This window comes from Hyphomicrobium sp. D-2, assembly GCF_029872155.1.
In the GTDB taxonomy this organism is placed as follows: Bacteria; Pseudomonadota; Alphaproteobacteria; order Rhizobiales; family Hyphomicrobiaceae; genus Hyphomicrobium_A.
Genome location: NZ_JARXLA010000008.1, coordinates 937,798 through 962,862 on the forward strand (window position 1 = coordinate 937,798; position 25,065 = coordinate 962,862).

Below are 25,065 nucleotides of genomic sequence, written 5' to 3' on the forward strand. Positions count from 1 at the left end.
TAAAAGTCGATGCAACAATATCTCGATCTCATGCGCCGGGTGCGCGATCACGGCGTGCGGAAGGATGACCGCACCGGCACGGGCACGCTTTCTGTATTCGGCCATCAGATGCGCTTCGATCTCGCCGACGGCTTCCCGCTGGTGACGACGAAGAAGCTGCACGTGCGTTCCATCATTCATGAGCTGATCTGGTTTCTCGCGGGCGAAACCAACACGGCCTATCTCAAAGCCAACGGCGTCTCGATCTGGGATGATTGGGCTGACGCTCAGGGTGAGCTGGGGCCAGTCTATGGCCGGCAATGGCGCTCATGGGCCGCGCCGGATGGCCGGCAGATCGATCAGATCGCCGAGGTGGTCGAAACTCTGCGGAGCAACCCCGACAGCCGCCGCATCATCGTTTCGGCCTGGAACCCAGCCGACATCCCGGACATGGCGCTGGCGCCGTGCCACTGCCTGTTCCAGTTCTACGTCGCGGACGGCAAGCTTTCCTGTCAGCTCTACCAGCGTTCGGCCGACATCTTCCTCGGCGTGCCGTTCAACATTGCTTCCTATGCGCTGCTGACGATGATGATGGCGCAGGTGACGGGTCTGAAGCCGGGCGAGTTCGTGCACACCTTCGGTGATGCTCACCTTTATCTGAACCATCTGGAGCAGACGGAGCAGCAGCTTTCGCGCGCGCCACGTCCGCTGCCGCAGATGAAGCTGAACCCGGACGTGAAATCGATCTTCCAGTTCAAGTTTTCGGATTTCGAACTGACGGGCTATGACCCGCATCCGCATATCAAGGGCGATGTGGCGGTTTAGGAGTTTGCGCGCGGCATGGTTGTTTCAATCGTAGTGGCAATCGCTGAAAACGGCATCATTGGCCGCGATGGCACGCTGCCATGGCGCATTTCTTCCGATCTGAAAACGTTTCGTCGATTGACGATGGGCAAGCCGCTCATCATGGGCCGGCGCACGTTTCAATCGCTGAAGAAGCCGCTGGATGGGCGCGATAACATCGTGCTGTCGACCGATACCAATTATCGCCCCGAAGGCGCGATCATGGCTGCGGATTTTGAAACCGCGCTGGCCATCGGCCGGGAATGTGCCGCACGCCGTGGCGTCGATGAGATAGCAGCCATTGGCGGTACAGCCGTTTTCGCCGCCGCGCTGCCAATTGCCGATCGGATCTACCGCACGGATGTCCATGGCACGCCGACTGGCGACGCCTATTTTCCGGCTACGGACTGGACCCAGTGGACCGAGACCGCCCGCGAGGATCTGCCCGCGGGGCCAAATGATGATTTCACCGCTACTCTCGTTGTTCTGGAACGGCGCCATTCTTGAGCGGCGTCAAGTTAATCGGCCGTCTTAATATTGAAACTATTGTCGTGAAATTCAGCTTGAACGGCTGACCGGGGGCCCCAAATCTATTCGGCGCGTTTGCGATCCGGGGAAACCCTGTCATATAAGCGAGCACCCCCTGGCTTCCCGCGCAATCCCGGAAGCTTTCACCGGTGCCGGTCGGGCAATTCGGCCTGCGGCGCAGCGTTAAAGAATTGAAGGACACTTCTATATATGCCCTGGAATAATCAGAGTGGCGGCAGCGGCGGTGGCGGCGGCTGGAAAAGCGGTGGCGGCGGCAACGGTGGCAATGGTGGCGGTCCGTGGGGCCGTGGGCCGTCCGGTGGCGGCGATGGCCAACCCGATCTCGAAGAAATGATTAAGCGTGGCCAGGACAAGGTTAAACAGGTCATGCATGGCGGCGGCGTTCCCGGTCCGCTGCTGTTCCTCATCGCGGCGATAACCTGCGCCGTCATCGGCTGGCAGGCGTTCACGTTCCGCGTCAATCCGGACGAACTCGGCATCCAGATGCGCTTCGGCAAGTTCGTCGAGAAGTATCCGCCGGGCCTGCATTTCCGTCTGCCTTACCCGATCGATGAAATCTATCTGCCGAAAGTAACGCGTCAGAACATCATCGAAATCGGCGTGCGCTCCTCCGGCCGTGCCGCAGTAGGCGACGAGCGCGCTGAAAGCCTGATGCTGACGGGCGACGAGAACATCGTCGATATCAGCTTCGTGGTTTACTGGCGCATCCGTGACGCCGAAAAGTATCTGTTCAACATCCAGCATCCTGACAGCACGGTGAAGGAAGTGGCCGAGAGCGCCATGCGCGAGGTTGTTGGCCAGTCCAAAATTCAGCCGATCCTGACGCAGGAACGCCAGAAGACCGAAGAAGCCGTGCAGGCGCTGATGCAGCGCATGCTGGACAGCTACGGCGCCGGCATCCAGGTCGATCAGGTGCAGCTGCAAAAGGTCGATCCGCCGTCAGAAGTCATCGATGCTTTCCGTGACGTTCAGGCAGCCCGCGCCGATCAGGAGCGTCTGCAGAACGAGGCTTACTCCTACTTCAACAAGGTGGTGCCGGAAGCTCGCGGTCAGGCCGATCGCATCCTGCAGGGTGCTGAGGGTTACAAGCAGCAGGTGGTGAACGACGCCACCGGTCAGACCTCGCGCTTCACGCAGGTCTATGATCAGTACAAGAACGCGCCGGAAGTTACCCGTCGCCGTATGTTCCTGGAGACGATGGAAAGAGTGCTGGGCGGAACCGACAAGATTATCCTCGATAGCAAGGGCGCGGGAGCGGGCGTTGTGCCCTACCTGCCGCTCGACAGCTTGCAGAATCGAACACCCAGAAACGATGAATCCAACGAGGGAGGCAACTGATCATGCGCGCGTTCCTCGCCATTATCGTCATCGCTCTTGGCCTGGCGGCCATCGGCATCTACACCTCAGCGTTTATCGTGCACCAGAACGAGCAGGCGCTCGTGCTGCGCTTCGGTGAGCATAAGCGCGTTGTCAATCAGCCCGGCCTGAACTGGAAGCTGCCGCTGATCGACACCGTCGAAGTGTTCGACAAGCGCATCCTGGATCTGGACAGCCAGCCGCAGGAAGTGACCGCATCGGACCAGAAGCGTCTCGTGGTCGACAGCTTTGCTCGCTATCGCATCGTCGATCCGCTGAAGTTCTACCAGACGCTGCGGTATCAGGAGGCTGTACGCTCGCGCCTTGGCCCGATCGTTGAATCGGCTCTGCGGCGTGTGCTTGGTGGCGCAACCTTCCAGGATGTTGTTCGCGACAAGCGCGAAGAGCTGATGAAGCGCATCGCCCAGCAGGTGAACAAGGAAGGCGCCGACTTCGGTCTTGAAGTGGTTGACGTTCGCATCAAGCGGGCCGACCTGCCGAAGCAGAACTCCAACTCGGTGTTCGACCGCATGCGCGCTGAGCGTCAGCGGGAAGCCGCCGAGTTCCGCGCTCAGGGTACCGCTGAAGCAAACCGCATCCGCGCTACTGCCGACCGTGAGGCAACCGTGATCCGGGCCGAAGCCAGCCGCAAGGGCGAGGAAATCCGCGGTGCCGGTGACGCCGAGCGCAACCAGATCTATGCCGAGGCTTACAGCAAGGATCAGGAATTCTTTGAATTCTATCGTTCCATGCAGGCTTACGAGCAGGGATTGAAGTCGTCGGATACGCGGCTGCTGATCTCGCCCGACAGCGAGTTCTTCAAGTACTTCGCTGATCCGCACGGCAAGAAGCCGACAGCCGGTGCCCAGTAATTAGGGCATGAGCGACCTTGTTGTCGGACTAGGACTGGTGTTGGTGATCGAGGGCCTCCTGTGGGCCCTCGTTCCCGATCTGGCCAACCGCATGCTGGAGGCTGTGGCGTCGCTTCCGCAGGCTACGGTGAAGACGGCGGGCTGGTGCTCAGTGCTCGGCGGGTTGGCTCTGGTATGGTTGATCCGCGGCTGACCGGTCGAAGCGTTTGCTAAGGCTGGGTGCGAAGTTTGCTCGTTCGCATTGCGCCCGGTCTGCGCCTTATTAACCGCAGGTCTCGTTGACAGCCGCTCGGGCTTGCCATCCACTTGCCGCGACTGTCCCGTATCATTGTCGTTGGGATGCATCGCGCCGATTATATGAACGTTCTGGACTTAGGTTCGATGGGGCTTAGTTCGGTGCCAAGGCAGGGCGTAGAGTTTATTAATTGTGCTCAATCCGCCGCTTGCGCGGGCTACGGTGGCAAGTAAAAGGCCAATGAATTGGCCGGCACGGGACCGACGCCGGCGGGAGGCAGAGAGCATGAACCAGATGGCGGTGCTTGGTCGTTGGTCGCATTTGGTGCGGAGCGGACGAAAGCGTCTGCATGGTGGGCTGGCAGAGATGCTCGGATCGCACCGGCGGCGGTCGTCGAGCGCGACGCCATCTCATAGCTTTGTAATCGGCTGCCGTAAGGTTGGCGCCTTCATTTTCTTTGCTCTCACGTTGATCACAAGCGGCGCTTTGTTCAGCGGATCAGCTGGCGCGCAGCAGCGTGGCCCGCAATCGGTCGCGCCGGTTGCTGAGCAGTTGATCGAGGCGGTGGTGAACATTTCCACCAGCCAGGCGATCAAGGGTCCGCAGGGCCTGCCGCTGCCGAGCGTGCCGAAGGGTTCGCCCTATCACGAATATTTTGATGAGTTCTTCGACAACCGCAACGGCCGCTCGGCTCAGGACCGCATGGTCTCCTCGCTTGGCAGCGGCTTCATTGTCGATGGCAAGGAAGGCATCATCGTCACCAATAACCATGTGATCGATGGCGCTGAGGAAATTCAGGTCAACCTGCACGATGGCTCGAAGCTGAAGGCCGAGCTTCTGGGCCGCGATACCAAGACCGACATCGCGGTGCTGAAAGTGAAGCCGAAAGCGCCGCTGAAGGCGGTGAAGTTCGGTTCATCGGCCGCTATTCGCGTTGGCGACTGGGTAATGGCTATCGGCAACCCGTTCGGCCTCGGCGGAAGCGTCACGCTTGGCATCATTTCGGCCAAGGCGCGCAACATCAATTCCGGCCCGTACGACGACTATCTGCAAACCGACGCCTCTATCAACAAGGGCAACTCGGGCGGACCGCTGTTCAACATGGATGGCGAGGTCATCGGCGTGAATACGGCGATCATCTCGCCGACCGGTGGATCGATCGGCATCGGCTTTGCGGTGCCCGCCGATACGGTTGTGCCGGTGGTGCAGCAGATCACGCAATTCCGCGAAGTGCGTCGCGGCTGGCTGGGCGTGAAAATCCAGTCCGTGTCCGAAGACATCGCCGCGTCGCTGAAAATTCCCGATAACGTCGGGGCTGTCATTGCGGCACTGACACCGGGCGGCCCCGCGGAGGCTGCTGGCCTGATGCCGGGCGATGTCATCCTGCGCTTCGACAATGAACAGGTTGCGGGCATGCGCAGCTTGCCGAAGCTGGTAGCGCGTACGCCCATCGACAAGACTGTGCCGGTGGAAGTGCTGCGCAACGGTGAGCGCAAAGTCCTGCAGGTCACTGTTGGTCGTCTCGCCGATGAATCTGACGCCGCTGCGCCATCCGCGAATGCTGACGGCGCCCCGGCGACTGCGGACACAGAGCTGTTGGGCATGAAGCTTGCCGAGCTGACGGACGAGCTGCGCAAGAAGTTCGAGCTGGATGCGGATATTATGGGAGCGGTGGTTACGGCCGTCGACCCGAAGAGCTCAGTGCCCGGCAGCATTCGCCCCGGCGACGTGATCGTGCAGGCCGCCAACGAGCCGGTACGCAGCCCCAAGGATGTTGTGCGGCGGGTGCAGGCCATCAAGAAAAAAGGCAACCGCTCAACCATCATGCTTGAGCTGGAGGACGCAAACGGTGCGCACCGGTTTGTGTCCGTGCCACTGGAATAGCCGTGCCGCCAGAGGGTGGCAGGCAAAAGGATCAACTCAGCGACCGTGAGGACGATACGCCGGTCGGCAAATGCATAGCTAGGAGCAGTTCGTGTCCAACAGACATGGTCTTATCGACACCATCATAGACAGCCTCGCGCCGGTGAACCGCGACGGTTACAAGTTCATCGCGATCGCCGCCGGTCTGGCGCTGGTGTCTTTCATGATCTGGGAGCCGCTTGGCTGGCTGTTCGTGATCGCCGCGCTGTACGTCGCCTATTTCTTCCGTGACCCCGACCGTGTCACGCCGCTGCGCGAAGGCTTGATCATTGCGCCAGCCGACGGCCGCATCGCCGCCATCGAGACGGTGACACCGCCGATCGAAATGGGGCTTGGCCCGGAGCCGCGCGTGCGCATCTCCACCTTCCTCAGCGTGCTCAACGTTCACATCACGCGCTCGCCGGTATCGGGCCGCATCGCCCGCTCGATCTATGTGCCGGGTGCGTTTCTGAATGCGGCACTCGACAAGGCGAGCGAGGAGAACGAGCGCCGGGTGATGATCATTCAGAAGCCGGATGGTGTTGAGATCGGTGTGGTTCAGATCGCAGGTCTGGTCGCGCGCCGCATCGTGCCGTTCACCCATGAGGGTGACAACGTGGCGGCGGGCGAGCGTCTGGGGCTGATCCGCTTCGGCTCGCGCGTGGATGTCTATCTGCCGCCGGGATACCACGCGCTGGTCGCGATCGGGCAGACGGCAGTCGCGGGTGAGACGATCCTGGCCGATCTGCAGTCGGCTGAGCCCGAGCGCGTTGCGCGTCGGAACTGATAGTTACGCGTGCGGCCGATCCGATCGTTTCGGATCGCCGCACGCACTGCATAAACTCTCGCAAGTTGCGGTAGGAGGCGTTGTTGGGCATGGATCCGATCATTCCCCGGCTGGAGCGTGAAACGCGCCGCCGCCGTCGCGCGGCGATGTTCCGGCAGCAACGGGTGCCGGTGCGCATGCTGGTGCCGAACTTCTTCACGCTGCTGGGGCTGTGTGCCGGCCTCACTTCTATCCGCATGTCGATCGAGGGGCGCTATGAGCTGGCGCTGGGGCTGATCGTATTCGCTGCGCTGCTGGACGGCATCGATGGCCGGGTCGCGCGACTGTTGAAGGCCTCGTCGCGTTTCGGCGCCGAGCTGGACAGCCTGGCCGACTTCGTGAACTTCGGCGTGGCGCCCGCGTTTCTGATTTTCACCTGGGGCCTGGGCGATCTTAAAAGTCTGGGCTGGATCTGCGTGATGATCTTCGCGCTGGCTTCCGCGCTCAGACTAGCGCGCTTCAACGTGGCGATCGATGACGACAAGCCGAAATGGCAGACGGCTTATTTTTCCGGCATGCCCACGCCGGCCGCCGCGATCGTGGTGCTGCTACCGGTTTATATCGAGCACCTTGGCTTCGGCGAGATCCGCTCATCGCCGTATGTGCTGGACGTCGTGCTCGTCTATACGCTGGCCATCGCCTTCATGATGGTGTCGACCATCCCGACATTCTCCGGCAAGCTGCTGGGCGAGCGTATTTCGCGTGAGTATGTGCTGCCGCTGTTTATTCTGGCGATCGGCGTGGTGGCGTTGCTGATCACGTATCCATTCGGAACTCTGACCGGCGCCAGCATCATTTATCTGGCGACCGTTCCGATGAGCTGGAGGCGCTTCCGCCAGACGCTTGCCACGGCGCCTGCTGAAGGCGCGGAAAAGCAACCGGCGCCGCCGCACCGGATCGTTGCCATGCGCCAGAGCGATTCACAGAAACAGGGCTGAAAACGTCAGCCGCAGCTAGCACTGTTTAGTTGGGCTGCGGTCGTGCGGTCAGCGCTGCTGCCGCTGAATAAGCCGCTCGCGCAACGATTTCAGCGTTGAAGGCTGGTCGCGCTGTTCGTCGGCGGGATTTTCCTGCGCGCCGGCCGGTGGCGTGTTGTCCTTGCGCTGTGCAAAGCCCGAGCGGGGTGCAGCAGCGGCCTGCTGTGCAAGTGTTGATAGCCGCGACGGTGCGTAGGCGGGCTGTCCCGCCAGAGGCGCGTCGCCGCTGCCTTTGGTGCCGGCGTTGTCGACAGGTGCAGCCCGGTTTGGCGATGTATCGCTCGATGGCGTCCGCCGCAATGATGGCTCCGGCGCGGCTGGCGACTGGAATTGCGCCGTTGCATCGGCGGAAGGCATCGTGGCCTCAGCCGAAGGCATGGCAGCGGATGGCTGGCGATAGGGTTCACTTGCGCGCGGCTGGGCAGAGGCAGTATTCGGCGACGAAACCGACGCGCCCGCTGCGCTGCTGAACGAACCGGCGTCGTCATCAGCGTCATCATCGTCCGGCGTATATTCTTCAGCGCTGAAGCTGGCCGATCCGGTGATGTCGCCACCGGCGCTGATGTCGGATGACCGCCACCGCTCGACCACGTTCTCCAGGAAGCCATCGTCACCAACCGACCGCTGCCAATGCTCGGTGAAACGCGCGGTCGTCGATCGCGGCAGGCAACCGACAGGGAGTTCGTCGAACTTGATGCGCACGGGCAGCGCCACGCCATCACCGAATGCGAGTGCTTCGCGCTGGCCAAGCGATGGCAGGAATTCCAGCAGGCCCGAGCCGGTATCGCTGATGGCGGACGTTACGATCTCCTGGTCGCGGTCGTTCGACATGCGCAGCGCGAACACTGTGTTGCACTGGGAGAGAATGGTCGGATCAACCTCGGCCGGGCGCTGCGAGACGATGCACAGCGAAACACCGTACTTGCGGCCTTCCTTGGCGATCTTGGCGATGGCGCGCTTGCACGGCTCAAAGCCCATGTGATCGGCGGCGGGCACGTAACGATGCGCTTCCTCGCAAACGATGTTGAGCGGCACCTTACCTTCGCTCCAGTGCGCGAAGTCGAAGGTCATGCGGGCAAGAACCGACACGACGACGTTGATGATTTCGGTGGGCAGCCCGGTCAGCTCGACAATGGTGATCGGCTTGTTGTTGACCGGCACGCGGAAGATGCGCGACAGGACCTGCGTCATGCCGTCATAAACCGTCAGCGAGCCGAACATGAAGGCATAGCGCGCATCCTGCGAGATGGAGTCGATGCGCAGCTTCAACTGACGATAGGGCGACAGATCCTTTTTGTTTTCGAGCTTGCCCATGCGCTCGTCGATCAGGCCGGTAAGGTCTGAGATGCGGTAGGGCACGGGTGTATCGACGGTGAAGCGCACCTGTTCCGGCATACCCGCGCGGCGCAACGCTTCGCGTGAGCGGCCGGCACTGTAGCGCGCCTTGGCGATCGGGATCAGCTCCTGCAGGATCTCGATCTCTGCCTTGCGCGATTGATCGGTAATCAGCACCTCGACGACTTCCTCGAAGTTGAGGAGCCAGAACGGAAGCTGCATGTTGCGCGGGCTGATAACCTCGGCCCATTCGGCAAACGCGGTGGCATATTCATTGTGCGGATCGAGCAGCACGATGTGTGCGGCCGGATTGCGCTCAAGAATGGAGCGCAGGATCAGCGCTGTTGTGCACGATTTGCCGGTACCGGTGGTGCCCAGAATTGCGAAGTGTTTGCCGAGCAGGTCATCGACCCGGATCATCGCCGGGATGGTGCTGTCCTGGCGGATACAACCGATGCGCACGGAGCGGTCGGGATCGCCACAGAACGCGGCGGCCAGCTCGGCCTTCGAGGCAACGCGCACACGATTGCCGAGTGACGGATAGGCGGTGACGCCGCGCGCAAAGATGGTGGCGTTGCCTTCCTTATCGCGCCAAAGCTCGCCGACAAGGCCCAGTTCCGCGATCCAGATTTCGGCTTCGTCCTCGCGCGTTGCAGGCACAGGAACGCTAAGTGCCGACACGATGGCGAGCACGACGGTGTTGGGCGTATCGATGGCCAGCAGCGTGCCCATGTCGGGCCGCTCACGGAAGTTGATCTGTCCGCCCGGCTGACTATCGAGCAGCACGATCGCCTTCGAGCCGGTGACGGATACGATGCGGCCGATTGATTTATCGGTGGGAGGCGTGCTTCTGCCTACGCCGGGGCTGGCAAGCTGCATTGCTGCTGTGTCGCTCATGCTTCACTTTCCCCACGTCCCATGTCGGCAATCGGCAGCATCACTTTCACGGTGCTTCCGACACCCTTTGTGCTTTCAATCTTGAGATCACCGCCGTGCAGCTTGACGAGTGCACGGGCGATCGGCAGGCCAAGCCCGGTGCCTTCGCGCCAGCGGTTATGGCTTGCTTCCACCTGCCCGAACGGCGTTAGCGCCACCGCGATTTCATCCTCGGTCATACCGATGCCGGTGTCGCTGACGCTGATGATGGCAAGGTGACCGCTGGCTTCGGTCGAGACGGTTACGGTGCCGCCGCTGGTGGTGAATTTCAGTGCGTTCGAAATCAGGTTGGTGAACACCTGGCGCAGGCGCACGCTGTCACCCAGAACCGATGGCAGATCGCGGTCGATGTTTTCGCGCAGCGTTACGCCGGCGTTTTCCGCGATGAGACGCAGCGAAGCGGCGGAAACGTGCAGCACTTCACCAACATCGATATCGCGCAGATCAATCGAAAACTTGCCGCTCTGGATCTTCGAGATGTCGAGGATGTTGTTGATGACGGCCAGCAGATGGTCAGCCGCATCATGAATAAGACCGCCATAGTCCGCGATTTCAGCATCGGAAAGCCGGCGCTGATTGTGTTCGGACATAAGCTTCGAGAAGCCAATGATGGCATTGAGCGGCGTGCGCAGCTCATGGCTCATGTTGGCGATGAATTCGGATTTGACCTTGCTGGCAAGCTCGGCCTCGACGCGAGCCGAGCGTTCAGCAACACGCGCCCGATGACGAAGAATAGCATCGCCGAGTAGCGACGCGTACTCGTTCATCAACGACGTATTTTTCTGATTACCGATGGGACCCGTGAACATTGCCGCATTTGCCGCTGGTTAAGTTCGCACCCTACTGGGCGAGATAATAACGAGCGGTAAACCGGCGTCTGGTCCTGGAACGAATAAAACATTTCGCGCCGTATCGGCGCGGCACGATCGGCCCCTGTGCGGGTGGGCAAGCAGGTCTGTGATCGAAATCCCTGTCGATGGGCGGCCGTTTTTCCAGCCGCCCCCGATCCCATCAGGCGTGTACCGTCGCTTATTTTGAAATATCGACCTTGGTAAGCGAGCGGACCTTCAGCCCCGCCAGGCAGGCGTTGACCGGACCTTCGGTGGTGCGGCAGTCCAGAACGTCGTTGACGAGGAAGCTGCCGATACCGTCGCAGTCGGTGCCCTCAAGGTCGAACAGCTTCACCGTGCGCTTGTCGGCGCGGACAGGCGCCAGATCCAGCGCCAGACGGCGGCCGATGACGCCATCGGTCTGGAACAGCACCAGATCGAGCTTGTAGGTGTCATAGCTGGTGGAGGTCGGATTTGAGACGACGATGTAGGCGCGGCAGCCCTTCTCGGATTTCTCAAGCTTGTTCAGTTCGAGCGTGATGTCTTCAGCGGCAGCGCTGTGCGCAGTTGCGAGGGCGCCGAGAAAGCTGAGGGCCGCAGCCGCGGCAAGGGCAGTTGAGAATTTCATGTCACTCACAGGAGGCAACCGCGTTCGTCGGTTTGCTTGGCTGAGGCTTCCTGCGGGCTGAAAGGAGCATTCCTGATTTTGCCCATTGAAAGCCGGATGATGGATCGCGGCCGGCAGCCGCAGAGACGGTATTGCAGTTCGCTCGTTGCGGCTGGTGTCACATGGCGTCGATGCCCGGCATGGTCGTCTGGTCCTCCCCCACAAACGGTAGTCGGCGCTGGGCCGGTCTGCCGTTTCTCCTGCGATTATCGTTAAGTGCACCGCCAGCCTGATCCTGGCTGTGAAGCGCCCTTTTTGGGCAGGTAACACCGTCAGTATGAGGCCTGTCAAACTCCGAAGACCGCTGAGGAACGCCGGAGATGGCGTGAAGCCGCCATCCGCGAATTATTCCCTGTGCTGATGTGGTTCGGACACAGCGTTGGCCCTGCATTGGGGCGCGCATCGGCGAGAGCGTTCGTATTGCATCGCAGCGTAGCGCAACAAACGAAGGCGATGGCTGCCAGAACCGAGGAGGGCTTTACATCGGCGTGACGTAGGCGCGGCCTTCGATGACGTCATAGCGGCAGATCGGCGTGGCGCGATCATCCAGGGTCAGCACCACATGCGGATGGCGGAAGCGGGCTGGCCATTGCTCGCTATCGAGTTGCCAGATGCGGACGTCGACATCCGCGCGTCCGATAACCAGGTCCACCGATGCGGGCTGGGTCCATAACGGCATTGCGCTCGCGGATATTATTTCCGGCGGTGCGCTCTGGCAGGCTGCGATGGCGCGGTCACGATAGGCCTGCAGCAGCGCTTCTTCAGCGCCGTCCCGATACAGACGATCCTGCGCCCATAATTTCGCAACTGCGAGAACGGCCAGAACTGCGACGACGACTTTCAGCATTGGCGGGTGACCTTCACCCGTGGGGCGATCCGCGCCGCCCACACGCGCAGGTGCGGCATTTGCTGCATTCGCAGCATTTGCAGATTGGAGACCGGCAGAGTTTCACTATCCATGGTGAACAAAGCGTTGCCGTAGGGCATCGCCGCGCTTGTCAGAGCGGCCCCATTGCGGCATGGATCGCGCCAGCAACGATGCACTCATACCTTAGGGGGAGAACCCGTTCCCATGAGCAAGAAGAAAATCCTGATCACCTGGCCCCTGCCGCCCGCAGCCATGGAGCGCGCACGCGCCACCTACGATGTGATCGCCCATGGCGATGATCCCAAGATCACCATCGAAGAGATGCTGGAGACCGCCAAGTCCGTCGACGCGATTCTTCTCACCCTGAACGAGAAGTGCCCCAAGGCGGTGATCGATCAGATCCCCGAGAACATCAAGTGCATCTCCACGTTCTCGATCGGCTTCGACCATATCGATCTGGAAGCGTGCAAGGCGCGCGGCATCAAGGTCGGCAACGCGCCGCATGGCGTCACTGTCGCCACCGCTGAAATCGCCATGCTGCTGCTGCTGGGTGCGGCCCGCCGTGCATCGGAAGGCGAGCGCATGATCCGCACGCGCTCCTGGCCGGGTTGGCAGCCGCTGCAACTCGTCGGCCAGCGGCTCGACAATAAAAAGCTCGGCATCTACGGCTTCGGCAAGATCGGCCAGGCGCTGGCGCAGCGCGCGCGTGGCTTCGACATGGAAATCCATTACTTCGACATCTACCGCGCCAAGCCTGAGGTCGAGGCGAAGTACAACGCCGTCTATCACGACAGCCTCGACAGCCTGCTCAGCGTTTCGGAGTTCTTCTCCATCAACGCGCCGTCGACGCCCGAGACACGTTACTTCTTCAACAAGGACGTGATCGAGAAGCTGCCGCAGGGCGCCATCGTGGTGAACACCGCGCGCGGCGATCTGGTGAATGACGAAGATATGATCGCGGCGCTGAAGTCCGGCCGTCTGGCCTATGCCGGCCTCGATGTCTTCGCTGGTGAGCCGAAGATCAACGAGGGCTATTACGACCTGCCCAACACGTTCCTGTTCCCGCATCTGGGCTCCGCCGCCATCGAGGCACGCAACCAGATGGGCTTTGAAGCGCTCGACAACATCGACGCTTTCTTCGCCGGCAAGGACATGCCGTTCAAGCTGGCCTGATAAGGTTCAGAAGCGATGGCCCAGCTCAGCCGGATCATCCTTTACGTTCAAGACGTCGAGCGCCTCTCGGTATTTTACCGGGAGGCGTTTGGCTTTTCGCTAGGCCAGCACATCGAAGGCGAATGGGCGGTGCTGCAGGCGGGGCCGTGCGAGATCGGACTGCTCAAGGCCGGGGCCGGATATGTCGCTCCGCCGGGCGGTTGGCGCGGCGACAACAACAACGCCAAGCTTGTGTTCTCCATTAGTGAGCCGATCGACGTCATGCGGGCGCAGCTGGTGGCGCTCGGCGTCGATATGGGCGCAGTCAAATCCTATCCGGGGCTGACGGGGCCGCTGTGCGATGGTCGCGACCCGGAAGGGAACGTATTCCAGCTCATGGAAATTGTACCGGCGGAGAACTGATTTCCGGCCATTCGGTGCGCCGGATAAGAAAACAGTAAGCACGCGGAGGGATGCTCGGGGCGCGTTGCGGGATGCCGCAATGCAATTGGGATCGATGCGATGAGGAGCACACCCGATGACCCAGATCGATCATTCGACTACGCAGCGCGCCGACGCGCAGCGTTCAAGTTTCACGAACGGCACGACCTGGATGCGCGGCCTTTATATGGTGGTGCTGGCGCTGGGTTTTGGCGTCGGCCAGACGCTGCTGTCGCTGACGGCAATCGCACAGTTTCTGTTTCTGCTATTTTCCGGCGCGCCCAACGCGCAGCTTACGCGCTTCGGTGAAACGCTGGCATTCTGGCTTGGTGACACTGCCAAGTTTCTGACCTGTGCATCGGAGGAAAAGCCGTTCCCGTGGGCCGCATGGCCAACGGCGTCGCGGGCGCTGGTGGCGGAACGCGATAAGCCGACAGAGTTCTGAATGCGCGCTCGGCGGCCAGCTCCGCGTAGCGGATCGCCGAGCGCCAGAAAAAGGAAATCACGCGCTCGGCGGCCGGCTCCCCGGAGGAGGAGTCGCCGAGCGCCCCAAAAAAAGAGCGCCAGAAAAAGCCGGGATGGAAGCTCCACCCCGGCCTTTTATGTAAGTCTCGATCAAACAGCGATCAGCAGTAAGAGCAGCCTTCCTTGCGCAGCTCACCCACATGGGCCGTAAGCTGCTCGAAAAGATCGCCCGGCGCGCCTGGAATGGCGCGGTCGCCAACCAGGAAGTGCGGCGTGCCGTTGACGCCCAGCTTCTTCGCCAGCTCTTCAGCCTTGGCGAGTTCGGCCATCACTTCCGGTGAGTTCATGTCCTTCTTCAGCTTGTCGATGTCGAGGCCAAGCTTGGTGGCGATCTGCAGCGCTGTTGCTTCGTTCAGCACGCCCTTGGCGTTCAGCATTGCCTGATGCAGTTCCCAGTATTTGCCCTGCTGGCCAGCAGCGAGTGCCACGCGGGAAGCTTCTTCCGATCCCTTTGAGAGGATCGGCAGCTCCTTGAATACGACGCGCACCTTGGGGTCGGATTCTACCAGCTTGACGATGTCGCCCAGACCGCGCTTGCAGTAGCCGCAGTTGTAATCGAAGAACTCGACAACGGTGATGTCGCCATCCGGATTACCGGCAATGTCGGCCTTGGGATCGCGATAGATGTCACGCGCGTTCTCGGAGATGACCGACTTGAGACGAGCGGCCTGCTCCTTCTCCATCTTGCTTTCCAGCGCGGTCTGCACCTCAAGGAAGATTTCCGGGTGCGTGACCAGATAGTTCTTCACGATCGCTTCGATGTCGCTGCGCTGCTGGGTCGAGAACGAACCCGATGCGGCTGCGGGCGCGTCAGCCTGGGCGTTGGCCGCCGGGGATGAAACCAGCGACTGACCGAGCAGAACCAGACCGGCCAGTGCAGCTACGGCTGGAATTGCCAGCCAGGCTGCGGGCCTGTCAGCAAGCACACGCAGCAGCGGCGGACGGGGATTTGACATGCAGAATAGCCTTTCAAGGGATGTCGCAGCGCTTCAAGCTAGATGGCAACGCAGAGCGCAGGCGAGCGATCAGGTTTGTGGTTTGTAGTTAATGATGTCGTCGTTCTTCAGCCACTCCGGCGTGCCCTGACGCAGCTTGGTCTGGGCGCGCTTGGCGAACAGTTGAGCCTGCTTGAGGTTGCCCTCAAGAAAGTAGGCCTGCGCGATCATGGCGTCCGCCTCCGGGCGTCGGCCCATCTTGTAATAGCTGTTGGCGAGCAGACGATAGGCACGCGGGTTCTCATCTTCGATAAGCGATTTGCGCAGCAGCGTAATGGATTCATTGACGCCCTGCTCGCCCTGCGTCTCCTGCAACGCGCCAGCAAGCTGAACGCGGATCAGGCTGGCATTGGGCGCAAGCTTCAGGGCCTGACGCAGCGGCGCAATGGCATCGCGCGTACGACCGGACCGCATCAGCAGATCGCCCTTCACCTCCCAGAAATAGGGATAGTCAGGCCGGGTTGCCAATAGCCCATCGACTTGAGCCATGGCGGCATCCAGTGCCCCCGGTCCGCCCTGGAAGAAGCGGGCCAGCGCGCGCGCATAGCGTGCGGGTAGCGAATTGTCGGAGGTTGGATAGCGGTTGAACACCGTCTGCGGCTTTTCGAGATAGCCGGAGAGCTTGGCGCGCATCAGGTCGTGGCGCAGTTGCAGTTCAGCGCTGTCCTTGTTGCCGTAATGGGGACTGGTCTCCACCAGCTTGCGCAACCGCGCGAGACGGTCCGTCGAGAGGGGATGGCTGCGCGCAAATGCTTCCTTCTGCGCGTCGGAGATATACTCCTGCGCGGCGAAGCGCTCGAACGTCGTCAGCATACCGCGGCCGGACTGCCGGGTTGCGTTTAGCAGTGTCAGGCCAGCCTGATCGGCGGCGGATTCCTGCTGGCGCCGTTCGGCCAGCAGCGAACGCATGATCACTTCATTGCCGCCGAACATCACGCCCTGACCGGCGCCGCCGAGACTGTCGGAACCGGAAACGCCGCCAGCCACCATCAGGCCGATACCGAGAATTTGCGCCAGCAGCGCGCGGGTCTGATCCTTGGCGATGCGCGCGCGCAGGGCGGCCATGTGGCCGCCGGTGATGTGGCCGGTTTCGTGCGCAATCACGCCGATCACTTCATTCGGCGTGTTGGCCTGCATCAGCGTGCCCGTATGCACGAACACGTTCTTGCCATCGAGCACGAAAGCGTTGAACGCGTCGCTTTGTACGATGCGCATGCGGATGCGACCGGCGCCGAAGCCCGCAGCCTTGAACAGCGGCTGCGCATAGTCGTTCAGCACGTTCTCGATTTCGGTGTCGCGGATGAGCGGCACGCCCTGGGCGGATGCATCCTGTGGGAGGCTTGCCACCAAGGCGCAGCAGAAAAGCCCGAAGAAGGCGGCGAACCGCGACCACTTTGTCTTGGTGATTGACAGCATCGTCGGCAGAACCCAGCTCTCCTGACAGGGAATTCACGGTCGGCTGCGAGCCTAGTAGTGGCCCTGAACGGCGTCAACGTAAGGCATGGATGGGGACGGTGCCACGGCCTATAAGCCGCTGTGAGAACGGATCTCTGCTACAGCCGTCCGGCACCGGATATGCGCCGTGACGCACATTATGGATGGTCCGGTGGGCCGTTTTGGGGCGATGCGGATAAAACCCGAATATGCCCAATGACATCTGCGTGATGGAAAACCTATGACAGATCAACAGGTGAACCGACTGGAGGCGGCTTCCGCAGCTCTGGCAACCGCAGACGCAGCCGGGCAGATTGCATCGCTGCGCAGTGATGTCCCCAGCTTTATCGTCATGGACGTCATGCGGGCGGCGCTGGAAGCTGAAAACGCCGGTCGGCATATCATCCACATGGAGGTGGGGCAGCCCGGCACACCCGCGCCGCGCGTGGCGCGTGACGTCGCTGCCCGTGCGCTGCAGAATGATACGCTGGGCTACACCATGGCGCTGGGCAACGATGTATTGCGCGCGCGCATTGCACGCCATTACGCCGATCAGCATGGCCTCAACGTTGCGCCGGAGCGCATCGCGGTCACGGCAGGATCGTCCGCAGCATTCGTGCTGACGTTTCTGTCGCTGTTTGATGCTGGCGATACCGTTGCGCTACCGTCGCCGGGCTACCCTTGTTATAGGCATATCCTGTCGGCGCTGGGGCAGCGCTCGGTGCTGCTTGAAACCGGGCCTTCGAATGACTGGATGCCTGATCCTGACGACGTGCTGCGTGCCATCAAGCGCGACGGCATCAAGGGACTGCTGATCGCCAGCCCAGCCAATCCAACCGGCACGATGATTTCGCAGGAGCGGCTGCGCGCTCTGACTGATGTTTGTCAGCAGCACGGCGTGCGCTTCATCTCCGATGAGATCTATCACGGCCTGACGTACACACGCCCGGCCGACACCGCGCTTGCCTGCAGCGACGACGCCATCGTCATCAATAGTTTCTCGAAGTATTTTTCGATGACTGGCTGGCGCATCGGCTGGATGGTTGTGCCGCACCGTTTGATCCGCGCGGTCGAGCGGCTGACACAGAACCTTTACATTTCGCCGCCGTCGATCGCGCAGGCCGCCGCGCTCGGTGCATTCGATGCGCGTGACGAGCTCGAAGCCAATCGCGACGTGTACGCCGCCAATCGCGAGCTGTTGCTGGCGGAGCTGCCGCACGCAGGCTTCACGCAGTTCGCGCCGGCGGATGGCGCATTCTATCTTTATTGTAACGTTGGTGAGTTGCTTCGTGACACCGGATCTCACGACGCGGCGGCATTGGCGCGCACCCTGCTTGATGAAGCCGGCGTGGCGTTAACGCCCGGTAACGACTTCGACGCCCAGCGTGGCGGCCAGTTCCTGCGCTTTTCCTATGCGGGAACCACAGCCGACATGGCGGAAGCCGCGCGCCGCCTGCAAGTCTGGGCAAACGGCAGAGCCTAGAATTGTTTTGAACTTTTTCGTCGGCGGGCGACGGATCGGAGATGCGACTGCGTTCTTAGGTCAACAGCGGCAATCCCCCGGCTGCTGGTGAAAACGGATCAGGAGCAGAATCCATGAATAAACTGTCACGCGCGCTTGCCGTAACGCTGATGGCCGCAACCATCCCGGCCACCATCGTACTGGCACAGCAGCCGCCGGCCGATGGCCCAGCGGTTGAGCGCAGCGACAAGCGCGGCCCGTCACCGGAAGTAATGGCCCGTTTGCTTGATGGAGACATCGCCAAGGCCAAGACGGCGCTGAATCTGACACCGGAGCAGGAAAAGCTCTGGGCGCCGCTGGAAGAGCAGATCCGCGCCCGTGCTGCTGATCGAAAGCAGCAGCGCGAAGAGTGGAAAAAGAAGTTTGAAGAGCGCCGCGCCGAGCGCAAGGAAGCTAAGGAAAAGGGTGAGAAGCGTGAGCGTCCGGACCTGCTTGAGCGCGTTGAGAAGCGCAGCGAAGGCATGACGAAGATGGCCGAGCGCATGACCAAGAGCGCGGCCAGCTCCAAGGAATTCGCAGCGACGCTGAAGCCGCTTTATGACTCGTTCAGCGATGAACAGAAGGAAGTGGCCGATCACGTGCTTGCACGCTTCACCGCCGGCCCGCATCACGCGGGCAAGCACCACGGCAAGAAGATGTGTGACAAGGGCAAACGGGGTCACCACGGCAAGCACGGTGATCACGGCCCGCGTCATGGCGGCCCCGGCCCGCACGGTGGCCATGGACCTCAGCATGCTGATGCTGGCCCGGATGCCCCCGACGCTCCTGAAGCACCTGAAGCGGACTGACCCTAACCATCATCGCTTCCCTCGGTGATTGAGAGTGCTTCCGGGAAAGTGGGAACCGGTTTTCCGACAAGAAGCACGACACAACAAACCTGGAGCCGTTCCGCCAAACGCTGAAAGGCTACAGGTCTGCAAAGGCGCGTCGGCGTAACTTCTGGATGCCTGACATTCAGGGTCGCTGGCGCGCTCCCCTTCCTCTCCCGGCTCTTCCCCCTGAGTAACGTCCAGCGGATCGGACTTGCGTTCTTCCCCCGCGCTAAATCCGCAGACCGCTACGCAAAAGCAAAAAGGCCGGAGCAGAAATGCTCCGGCCTTTTTTGTCTTATCTGCGAGTGCGATGTGCAGTCTTCGTCGGGGTGCTGCTCGGCGCAGTTATGTGCGCCGAGCTTCCGCGCCGTGTGCCGTTACTCACCGCCACCGAGCTTGCGCTGCCACCAGCCCTTGCGCGCGGGCGCTGCGGGTGCGGCATCCTCGGTGACGACTTCGACATCGCTAGACTGGCTGATCACGACGCGCTCAAGGCGCGGCTCGCCGGTGACGTTTGAACGACGCGGAGCCGCAGCTGGCTCGACCACTGCTTCCGCGGCGGACGTAGATGCGTGTTCAGCATTGGCCGCGCCATTGCTGACAGGGGCAAGAGTTGGCGCACGTTCTGCGTCGGCGTTGGCAGCCGCAGTTTCGATGCTGCTGGCAACGTCATTTTCGGCATCGGACTCGGCAGCTTCGGCGGCCTTGGCGGCGGAGCGGGAAGCCCGCGAGCGGCGCGGAGCCGGAGCGCTTTCCTTCTCTTCCGTGGCGTTATCAGCCTCAGCTTCAATTGCCGGCGCTGCTGCGTCGGCTGAGAACGTTGCACTGTGATCAGCTTCAACAACAGCTGAAGACGCAGACGCGCTTTCGACGGATGCTTCGCTGTGCTGCAACGGCGCAGCTTCAGCTTCGACAGCGGTTACACGCTCGCTGCCGCGCTCCGATGCGGTCTCGACAACTGCAACATCGGCATGGTCATGCTGGTGGCCGTGGTCATCGCCGTTGTCGCCGGCAGAGTCGTCGCCAGCATAGGCAGCGGTGTCGCCGACAGACGTGTAGTAGTCGGGCTGGTCCGCAGTCACTGCATAGTCTTGCGGCCCATGATCGTCCGAAGTCTCGCCTTCAACACGCTGAGCGTTGCGCTCACGGCCGCGCCGACCGCCCCTCCGGCCGCGGCGCCGCCGACGGCCTCCCGTGCGCTCGGAGCCCGCTTCGCCGTCTCCATGGCTGGCGTGCGTTTCGTCGTGATGTTCCGCGCCCTCGCCGCCTTCCGACGTATAAACGTCTTCCGGTCCGTCGAATTCCTGCGGAGCGTCATCATGCTCGGCGTTGAACTCGCCATTGTCGCTGGCGCTGTCGGCGGCATAGCCGTTACCGTTTTCGCGCTCGCCACGGCGTCCGCCGCGACGACGACGGCGACGGCGACGCGATCCGCCTTCGTCCGACGAGCCGTTGCGATCGTCCTCGCTGTGGCTGTGGGAATGACTATGGCTGTGACCTTGCGACGACTGGCTGTGGCTGTGCCCGTTCGTCTCGCGGCCTTCATAGACGCCGCCTTCGTCATCGCTTTCGAAGCCGGATTCCATGTTGACGACATTGCGTTCAGCACGGCGCGGGGCCTGCACCGGAGCGGCACCTTTTTCGATGGTGAAGTTGGCGCCAGCCAGCTTGTCAGAGCCTGTCACCATGATCGGCAGGCCCAGACGGGCTTCCATGTCGATGATGAACGGACGCTTGTTGTTGAGAATATAGAGCGCGACGGTCGGGGTGGTGGTTGCGATCAGCGAGGTGCGAGCCCCGGCCATGATCGCGTCCTCAAGCCCGCGCAGAACCGCCAGTGCCACGCTTTCGGTGGAGCGGATGATGCCCGTGCCCTGGCAGTGCGGGCACTGTGAGGTTGAGCCTTCCAGCACGCCGGTGCGCAACCGCTGGCGCGACATTTCCATCAGGCCGAAGTGGCTGATGTGGCCAACCTGAATGCGGGCACGGTCAAAGCGCAGCGCTTCCTTCAACCGGCGTTCGACAGCACGGTTGTTGCGCTTCTCCTCCATGTCGATGAAGTCGATGACGATGAGGCCCGCGAGGTCGCGCAGCTGGAGCTGACGGGCAATCTCGTCGGCGGCCTCAAGGTTGGTGTGATAGGCGGTTTCCTCGATCGAGAATTCGCGCGTTGCCTTGCCGGAGTTGACGTCGATGGCCACCAGCGCTTCCGTCTGGTTGATAACCAGATAACCGCCGGAGCGCAGCGTCACGTACGGGCTGAACATCGCGTTGAGCTGACGCTCGATCTGGAAGCGCGTGAACAGCGGTTCCGGCTCCTGATACAGCGTCACGTTCTTGGCATGGCTCGGCATGAGCATGCGCATGAAGTCCTTGGCCTCATGGTGGGCTTCATCGCCAGCCACGACGACTTCGTCGATGTCCTTGTTATAGAGATCGCGGATCGAGCGCTTGATGAGGTCGCCTTCCTCATAGACGAGGTCGGGAGCCTGGCTCTCCAGCGTCAGGTCGCGCACGCTCTCCCACAGGCGCAGCAGGTATTCGAAGTCGCGCTTGATCTCCTGCTTGGTGCGCGCAGCACCGGCCGTGCGGATGATGAGGCCCATGCCCTCCGGCACTTCCAGCTCGGCAGCAATGGCCTTCAGGCGCTTTCTGTCCTGCGGCTGGGTGATCTTGCGCGAGATGCCACCACCGCGGGCGGTGTTGGGCATCAACACGGTGTAACGGCCGGCCAGCGACAGGTAGGTGGTGAGGGCTGCACCCTTGTTGCCGCGCTCTTCCTTGACGACCTGCACCAGAATGACCTGGCGACGCTTGATGACTTCCTGGATTTTGTAGCTGCGCGGACGGCGGCGCGGGCGCGAGACCAGTTCTTCCAGCGCATCTTCGCCGGTGGCGACGTGCTCAACCTCAGCGGCGGCGCTATCCTTGCCACTGCGCACGGCGACGGCGGTGCTGTTACCGGCATCAGTGGTGGATACGTCACCAGCGGAGGCATCCGCCGGTTCTGCGGCGGGCAGGCTGGAGAGAACTGAAAAGTCGACATCGACATAGGTGTTTTCGTTGGCGGCCGTGTTGCCGTCGACGTTTTCCGTCAGGCGATCATCGGCCGGAGCGGTGGCTGCTGCCGTATAGCTGGCGCGCGGCTCATCGGACGCATCCGAGCCAGCGGCATGGTCAGCGTCGTCATCGTCCGAGTCATCACCGGCGTGGGGCTCGATATCGATAATATCGACCACCTCGTCACCATCGTCGTGCGAGGCGTCGTCGTCATCGCTGTCATCTGCTCCGGAAGCAGCCTGACGGCGGGCCAGAGCTTCGGCGTGTGCGTCGACAGCCGCTTCCTCAGCAGCTTCCGCGGCGGCTTCTTCATCGAGAAGCGCCTGACGGTCGGCCATGGGGATCTGATAGTAATCCGGATGGATTTCGTTGAAGGCCAGGAAGCCATGGCGGTTGCCGCCATATTCTACGAATGCCGCCTGTAGCGACGGCTCAACCCGGGTTACCTTTGCCAGATAGATGTTGCCACGCAGCAGCTTGCGAGCTGCGGACTCGAAGTCAAACTCCTCTACCCGGCCGTTCCGGAGCACCACGACCCGGGTCTCCTCCGGATGCGTGGCATCAATAAGCATCTTGTTGTTGGACATGCTGGGGGTTCCTTGGCGCGCGGGCTGGCCCCTCTGCCGCTTGCAGCCTCAATCCGCTGACTACGAATTGGGTGACGGACGGAGCGGCGCCAATCTGAGGCGCGCTTGATTTTGTTGGTTAGATGAAAAGTTGGGGATGGAGGCGCAGCACACAGCCGTCCGCAGCCGGACAGCGCCGGACGTTCTCCGCGGCGCCGACGGTAGCGCGCAGGAGCCTGCAGTTGGCTGGTACCGAAGTTCAGCATTGCGAAAAAATCTTTCACCATCGAACACGGAAGCGAGCGGTCACGCTGCCGCTATAAGTTCCCCCATGTCGGAAGGGGTGGCCGGGCGGTACGCCGCCTGCTCCTCTCGCCAGCCTTTCACTGGCGATGTGGCGGAGCGCACGGGCGATGATTGCCGCGGATTCAGGCAGTTTACGTCACGCCGGGCGCAAGCTCGGCCCTGTTGGGCAAAGGCTCCATGGTCAAAAAGACCTTGAGCGCAAGCATGCGGGCGCGGGAGCGAACCACTGACCCTAAGCTGCAGAGGCTCCGTCCCATGCGGAGAACGGCGAACCGGCGCGAACGAATTGAGCGGTTGCCCGTCCGACTCGTTCTTGCGGCGCACAAATGTCCAAGCAAGAGCGCCACTGCATCAACGACGTTGAAAGTACGGGTTCGCCGGTAGGCTTGCAAGCGTGTTATAAGTCACGGCGCGCGAGCTTTTCGACCAACCTCATGCAATTTGTAGGAAAATCGGAAAACGTTTGGTTAAAATGATTGCGCAGGGGGCCGCTGACCGGCGGGGGAGGATGCAGCAGCATCTGCAACATAATCGGTGGGTTTTGCCGAGGACGCGTTGGCATCGCGACCTCGAAACCTATGCTGCGGTCGCCGCCGATCTTAAGCGTGGGACGAAGCAGTTCCTCCGATTTAGAGGCGCATGCCTTTATGTAGGGCGGCTGGCCTTGGCGGCACTGGTTGTGCTCGCATCGACTTTAATTGCGATCCCGGAGGCCTACGCTCAGACCGCCAGCGTCCACCGCAAAACGAAGGCTGCGCAGGCCAAGCGCGCCGAACTGACCGGCGACAGCAAACAGACGACGTTTCGGCTCGGCCTCTCAAATGGTGTGCGGGCCGAGATCTTCACCCTGGCTGATCCCTATCGCGTCGTGGTCGATCTGCCAGAGGTTGCGTTTCATCTGCCTGAAGGCTCAGGCGAAAAGGGCGGCGGCCTGATTTCTGCGTTCCGTTATGGCCTGGTATCCGAGGGCAAGGCGCGCATCGTCATGGATGCGAACGGCCCGGTTGTCATCAAGCACGCCGCTATGAATCCAAAGGATGGGCAGGCGGTTGAACTGATCATTGAGCTGGTCCCAACTTCCGCGCACGCCTTCGGGGCTGGCACTGGAGCAGGGGCACAGCCTCAGCCGCCGCCCGCGCCGCCTGTTCCGCAGCGGGATGTTGCAAAGGGCGCGCCTCCGGCACCCACAGCGTCGCCGGGTCGGGAGATTGAGCGCGCCCCCAAGGTGACGCGTGCCAAGCCGCTGGTTGTGATCGATGCTGGCCATGGCGGCATTGACCCGGGGACGACAAGCGCCGGCAACGTCAAAGAAAAAACGGTTGTTCTGGCGGTAGCGCTCGCGCTGAGGTCGCAGCTTGCAGCCAGTGGTCGCTACGACGTGCGCATGACGCGCAAAACGGATGTGTTCGTTCCGCTCGACCGCCGTGTGCAGATGTCACGCGAACTGGACGCCGATCTCTTTATATCTCTCCACGCCGATGCCATCGCCCAGAAGGGTCTGGCAAAAAATGTTCGCGGCGCAACGGTTTACACCCTTTCTGAGGATGCCTCGGACGAGGAAGCGCGCCGTATGGCCGAGAAGGAAAACAACTCGGACGCCGTTGCCGGATTGCAGACTTCAGCGTTCGAGGGCGAGGGGGATGTCCGCAACATTCTGATCGATCTGCTCAAGCGCGAGACTTCCAACTTCTCGGCCGATTTCTCGAACATCCTGGTGAAGCGCATGGGGCAAAGCATCTCGCTTTCCTCCCGTCCGCAGCGCTCGGCCGCATTCAAGGTGTTGCGTCAGGCAGATACACCGTCCGTTCTGGTTGAGCTCGGTTACATGAGCAACCCGAAGGACGAGGAGCTTTTGCAGTCGGCGGCGTGGCAGCGTCGTGTTGCCGCCTCGATTGGTTCGGCCGTTGATGCGTATTTCTCCCGACGTACGGCTACGGCGCGTTGAACCGTCTCAGCGTTATCTATTCTCCGCAGGGCGACGACTTGATGCCACATTCCGTGCTAATGTGCCTTGATCGCAGGCTCGCCCTCCCCGTGTCGAGGTCGCGCAGCAAACAAGCCAGACCCGCCGCCCCTG

21 protein-coding genes are annotated in these 25,065 nt (G+C 61.7%); 14 read left to right on the top strand and 7 right to left on the bottom strand.

Annotation, left to right across the window (positions count from 1 at the left end):
- Window positions 1-9: 9 nt before the first annotated feature.
- From QEZ49_RS16800 to pssA, 8 genes are all read left to right on the top strand, one after another.
- Window positions 10-804 carry a thymidylate synthase gene (locus tag QEZ49_RS16800; RefSeq protein ID WP_280388489.1) on the top strand — a complete coding sequence of 265 codons (795 nt, stop codon included), beginning with the start codon at window positions 10-12 and terminating at the stop codon, window positions 802-804.
- A 15-nt stretch (window positions 805-819) separates the two neighbouring features.
- A complete protein-coding gene (locus QEZ49_RS16805; protein WP_280388490.1) occupies window positions 820-1,329 on the top strand; it encodes a dihydrofolate reductase in 510 nt (169 codons plus the stop codon).
- 231 nt (window positions 1,330-1,560) lie between these two features.
- Entirely contained in the window at window positions 1,561-2,709 is a 1,149-nt protein-coding gene (gene hflK, locus QEZ49_RS16810) for an FtsH protease activity modulator HflK (protein ID WP_280388491.1), read from the top strand.
- 2 nt (window positions 2,710-2,711) lie between these two features.
- Window positions 2,712-3,599, top strand: coding sequence for a protease modulator HflC (hflC, locus tag QEZ49_RS16815; protein WP_280388492.1), 888 nt, complete (start codon window positions 2,712-2,714; stop codon window positions 3,597-3,599).
- A gap of 7 nt (window positions 3,600-3,606) precedes the next feature.
- Window positions 3,607-3,792, top strand: a complete 186-nt coding sequence (locus tag QEZ49_RS16820) for a DUF2065 domain-containing protein (protein WP_280388493.1) — start codon at window positions 3,607-3,609, stop codon at window positions 3,790-3,792.
- Window positions 3,793-4,119: 327 nt separating this feature from the next.
- Window positions 4,120-5,718 (top strand): Do family serine endopeptidase, encoded by a 1,599-nt coding sequence (locus QEZ49_RS16825; RefSeq protein ID WP_280388494.1) that lies wholly within the window; start codon window positions 4,120-4,122, stop codon window positions 5,716-5,718.
- Window positions 5,719-5,809: 91 nt separating this feature from the next.
- Window positions 5,810-6,523, top strand: coding sequence for a phosphatidylserine decarboxylase (locus QEZ49_RS16830; protein ID WP_280388495.1), 714 nt, complete (start codon window positions 5,810-5,812; stop codon window positions 6,521-6,523).
- Between the two features lie 89 nt (window positions 6,524-6,612).
- Window positions 6,613-7,500: a CDP-diacylglycerol--serine O-phosphatidyltransferase gene (gene pssA / locus QEZ49_RS16835; RefSeq protein ID WP_280388496.1), complete on the top strand. Its 888-nt coding sequence runs from the start codon at window positions 6,613-6,615 to the stop codon at window positions 7,498-7,500.
- A 48-nt stretch (window positions 7,501-7,548) separates the two neighbouring features.
- On the opposite strand, the gene QEZ49_RS16840 is transcribed toward pssA, so the two are convergent.
- The 4 genes from QEZ49_RS16840 to QEZ49_RS16855 form a co-directional block, all read right to left on the bottom strand.
- The gene (locus QEZ49_RS16840; RefSeq protein WP_280388497.1) at window positions 7,549-9,771 is read right to left on the bottom strand and encodes an ATP-binding protein; all 2,223 of its coding nucleotides are present in this window, start codon (window positions 9,769-9,771) and stop codon (window positions 7,549-7,551) included.
- Window positions 9,768-10,619 carry a HAMP domain-containing sensor histidine kinase gene (locus tag QEZ49_RS16845; protein ID WP_280388498.1) on the bottom strand — a complete coding sequence of 284 codons (852 nt, stop codon included), beginning with the start codon at window positions 10,617-10,619 and terminating at the stop codon, window positions 9,768-9,770. The genes QEZ49_RS16840 and QEZ49_RS16845 overlap by 4 nt, the downstream gene beginning before the upstream one ends.
- A gap of 220 nt (window positions 10,620-10,839) precedes the next feature.
- Window positions 10,840-11,268: a hypothetical protein gene (locus QEZ49_RS16850; protein ID WP_280388499.1), complete on the bottom strand. Its 429-nt coding sequence runs from the start codon at window positions 11,266-11,268 to the stop codon at window positions 10,840-10,842.
- Between the two features lie 517 nt (window positions 11,269-11,785).
- The gene (locus QEZ49_RS16855) at window positions 11,786-12,154 is read right to left on the bottom strand and encodes a hypothetical protein (protein ID WP_280388500.1); all 369 of its coding nucleotides are present in this window, start codon (window positions 12,152-12,154) and stop codon (window positions 11,786-11,788) included.
- Window positions 12,155-12,379: 225 nt separating this feature from the next.
- Here QEZ49_RS16855 and QEZ49_RS16860 point away from each other — a divergent pair, with 225 nt between their 5' ends.
- The 3 genes from QEZ49_RS16860 (at window position 12,380) to QEZ49_RS16870 (ending at window position 14,213) form a co-directional block, all read left to right on the top strand.
- Complete coding sequence (locus QEZ49_RS16860) at window positions 12,380-13,348, top strand: D-glycerate dehydrogenase (RefSeq protein WP_173952497.1); 969 nt, start codon at window positions 12,380-12,382, stop codon at window positions 13,346-13,348.
- A 15-nt stretch (window positions 13,349-13,363) separates the two neighbouring features.
- Window positions 13,364-13,750: a hypothetical protein gene (locus tag QEZ49_RS16865; RefSeq protein ID WP_280388501.1), complete on the top strand. Its 387-nt coding sequence runs from the start codon at window positions 13,364-13,366 to the stop codon at window positions 13,748-13,750.
- Window positions 13,751-13,865: 115 nt separating this feature from the next.
- Window positions 13,866-14,213 carry a DUF4389 domain-containing protein gene (locus QEZ49_RS16870; RefSeq protein ID WP_280388502.1) on the top strand — a complete coding sequence of 116 codons (348 nt, stop codon included), beginning with the start codon at window positions 13,866-13,868 and terminating at the stop codon, window positions 14,211-14,213.
- Between the two features lie 181 nt (window positions 14,214-14,394).
- Here the strand turns inward: QEZ49_RS16870 and QEZ49_RS16875 are convergent, their stop codons facing one another.
- Both QEZ49_RS16875 and QEZ49_RS16880 read right to left on the bottom strand, forming a co-directional pair.
- Window positions 14,395-15,249, bottom strand: a complete 855-nt coding sequence (locus QEZ49_RS16875; protein WP_280388503.1) for a DsbA family protein — start codon at window positions 15,247-15,249, stop codon at window positions 14,395-14,397.
- Between the two features lie 69 nt (window positions 15,250-15,318).
- The gene (locus QEZ49_RS16880) at window positions 15,319-16,635 is read right to left on the bottom strand and encodes a M48 family metalloprotease (protein ID WP_280388504.1); all 1,317 of its coding nucleotides are present in this window, start codon (window positions 16,633-16,635) and stop codon (window positions 15,319-15,321) included.
- 328 nt (window positions 16,636-16,963) lie between these two features.
- On the opposite strand from QEZ49_RS16880, the gene QEZ49_RS16885 reads away from it, so the two are divergent.
- Together QEZ49_RS16885 and QEZ49_RS16890 are read left to right on the top strand one after the other, a co-directional pair.
- Window positions 16,964-18,205 carry an aminotransferase class I/II-fold pyridoxal phosphate-dependent enzyme gene (locus tag QEZ49_RS16885; protein ID WP_280388505.1) on the top strand — a complete coding sequence of 414 codons (1,242 nt, stop codon included), beginning with the start codon at window positions 16,964-16,966 and terminating at the stop codon, window positions 18,203-18,205.
- A 113-nt stretch (window positions 18,206-18,318) separates the two neighbouring features.
- Window positions 18,319-19,032 (top strand): Spy/CpxP family protein refolding chaperone, encoded by a 714-nt coding sequence (locus QEZ49_RS16890; protein ID WP_280388506.1) that lies wholly within the window; start codon window positions 18,319-18,321, stop codon window positions 19,030-19,032.
- Window positions 19,033-19,433: 401 nt separating this feature from the next.
- On the opposite strand, the gene QEZ49_RS16895 is transcribed toward QEZ49_RS16890, so the two are convergent.
- Window positions 19,434-22,703, bottom strand: a complete 3,270-nt coding sequence (locus QEZ49_RS16895) for a ribonuclease E/G (RefSeq protein ID WP_280388507.1) — start codon at window positions 22,701-22,703, stop codon at window positions 19,434-19,436.
- Window positions 22,704-23,652: 949 nt separating this feature from the next.
- On the opposite strand from QEZ49_RS16895, the gene QEZ49_RS16900 reads away from it, so the two are divergent.
- Entirely contained in the window at window positions 23,653-24,933 is a 1,281-nt protein-coding gene (locus QEZ49_RS16900) for an N-acetylmuramoyl-L-alanine amidase (protein ID WP_280388508.1), read from the top strand.
- The last annotated feature ends 132 nt before the right edge of the window (window positions 24,934-25,065 follow it).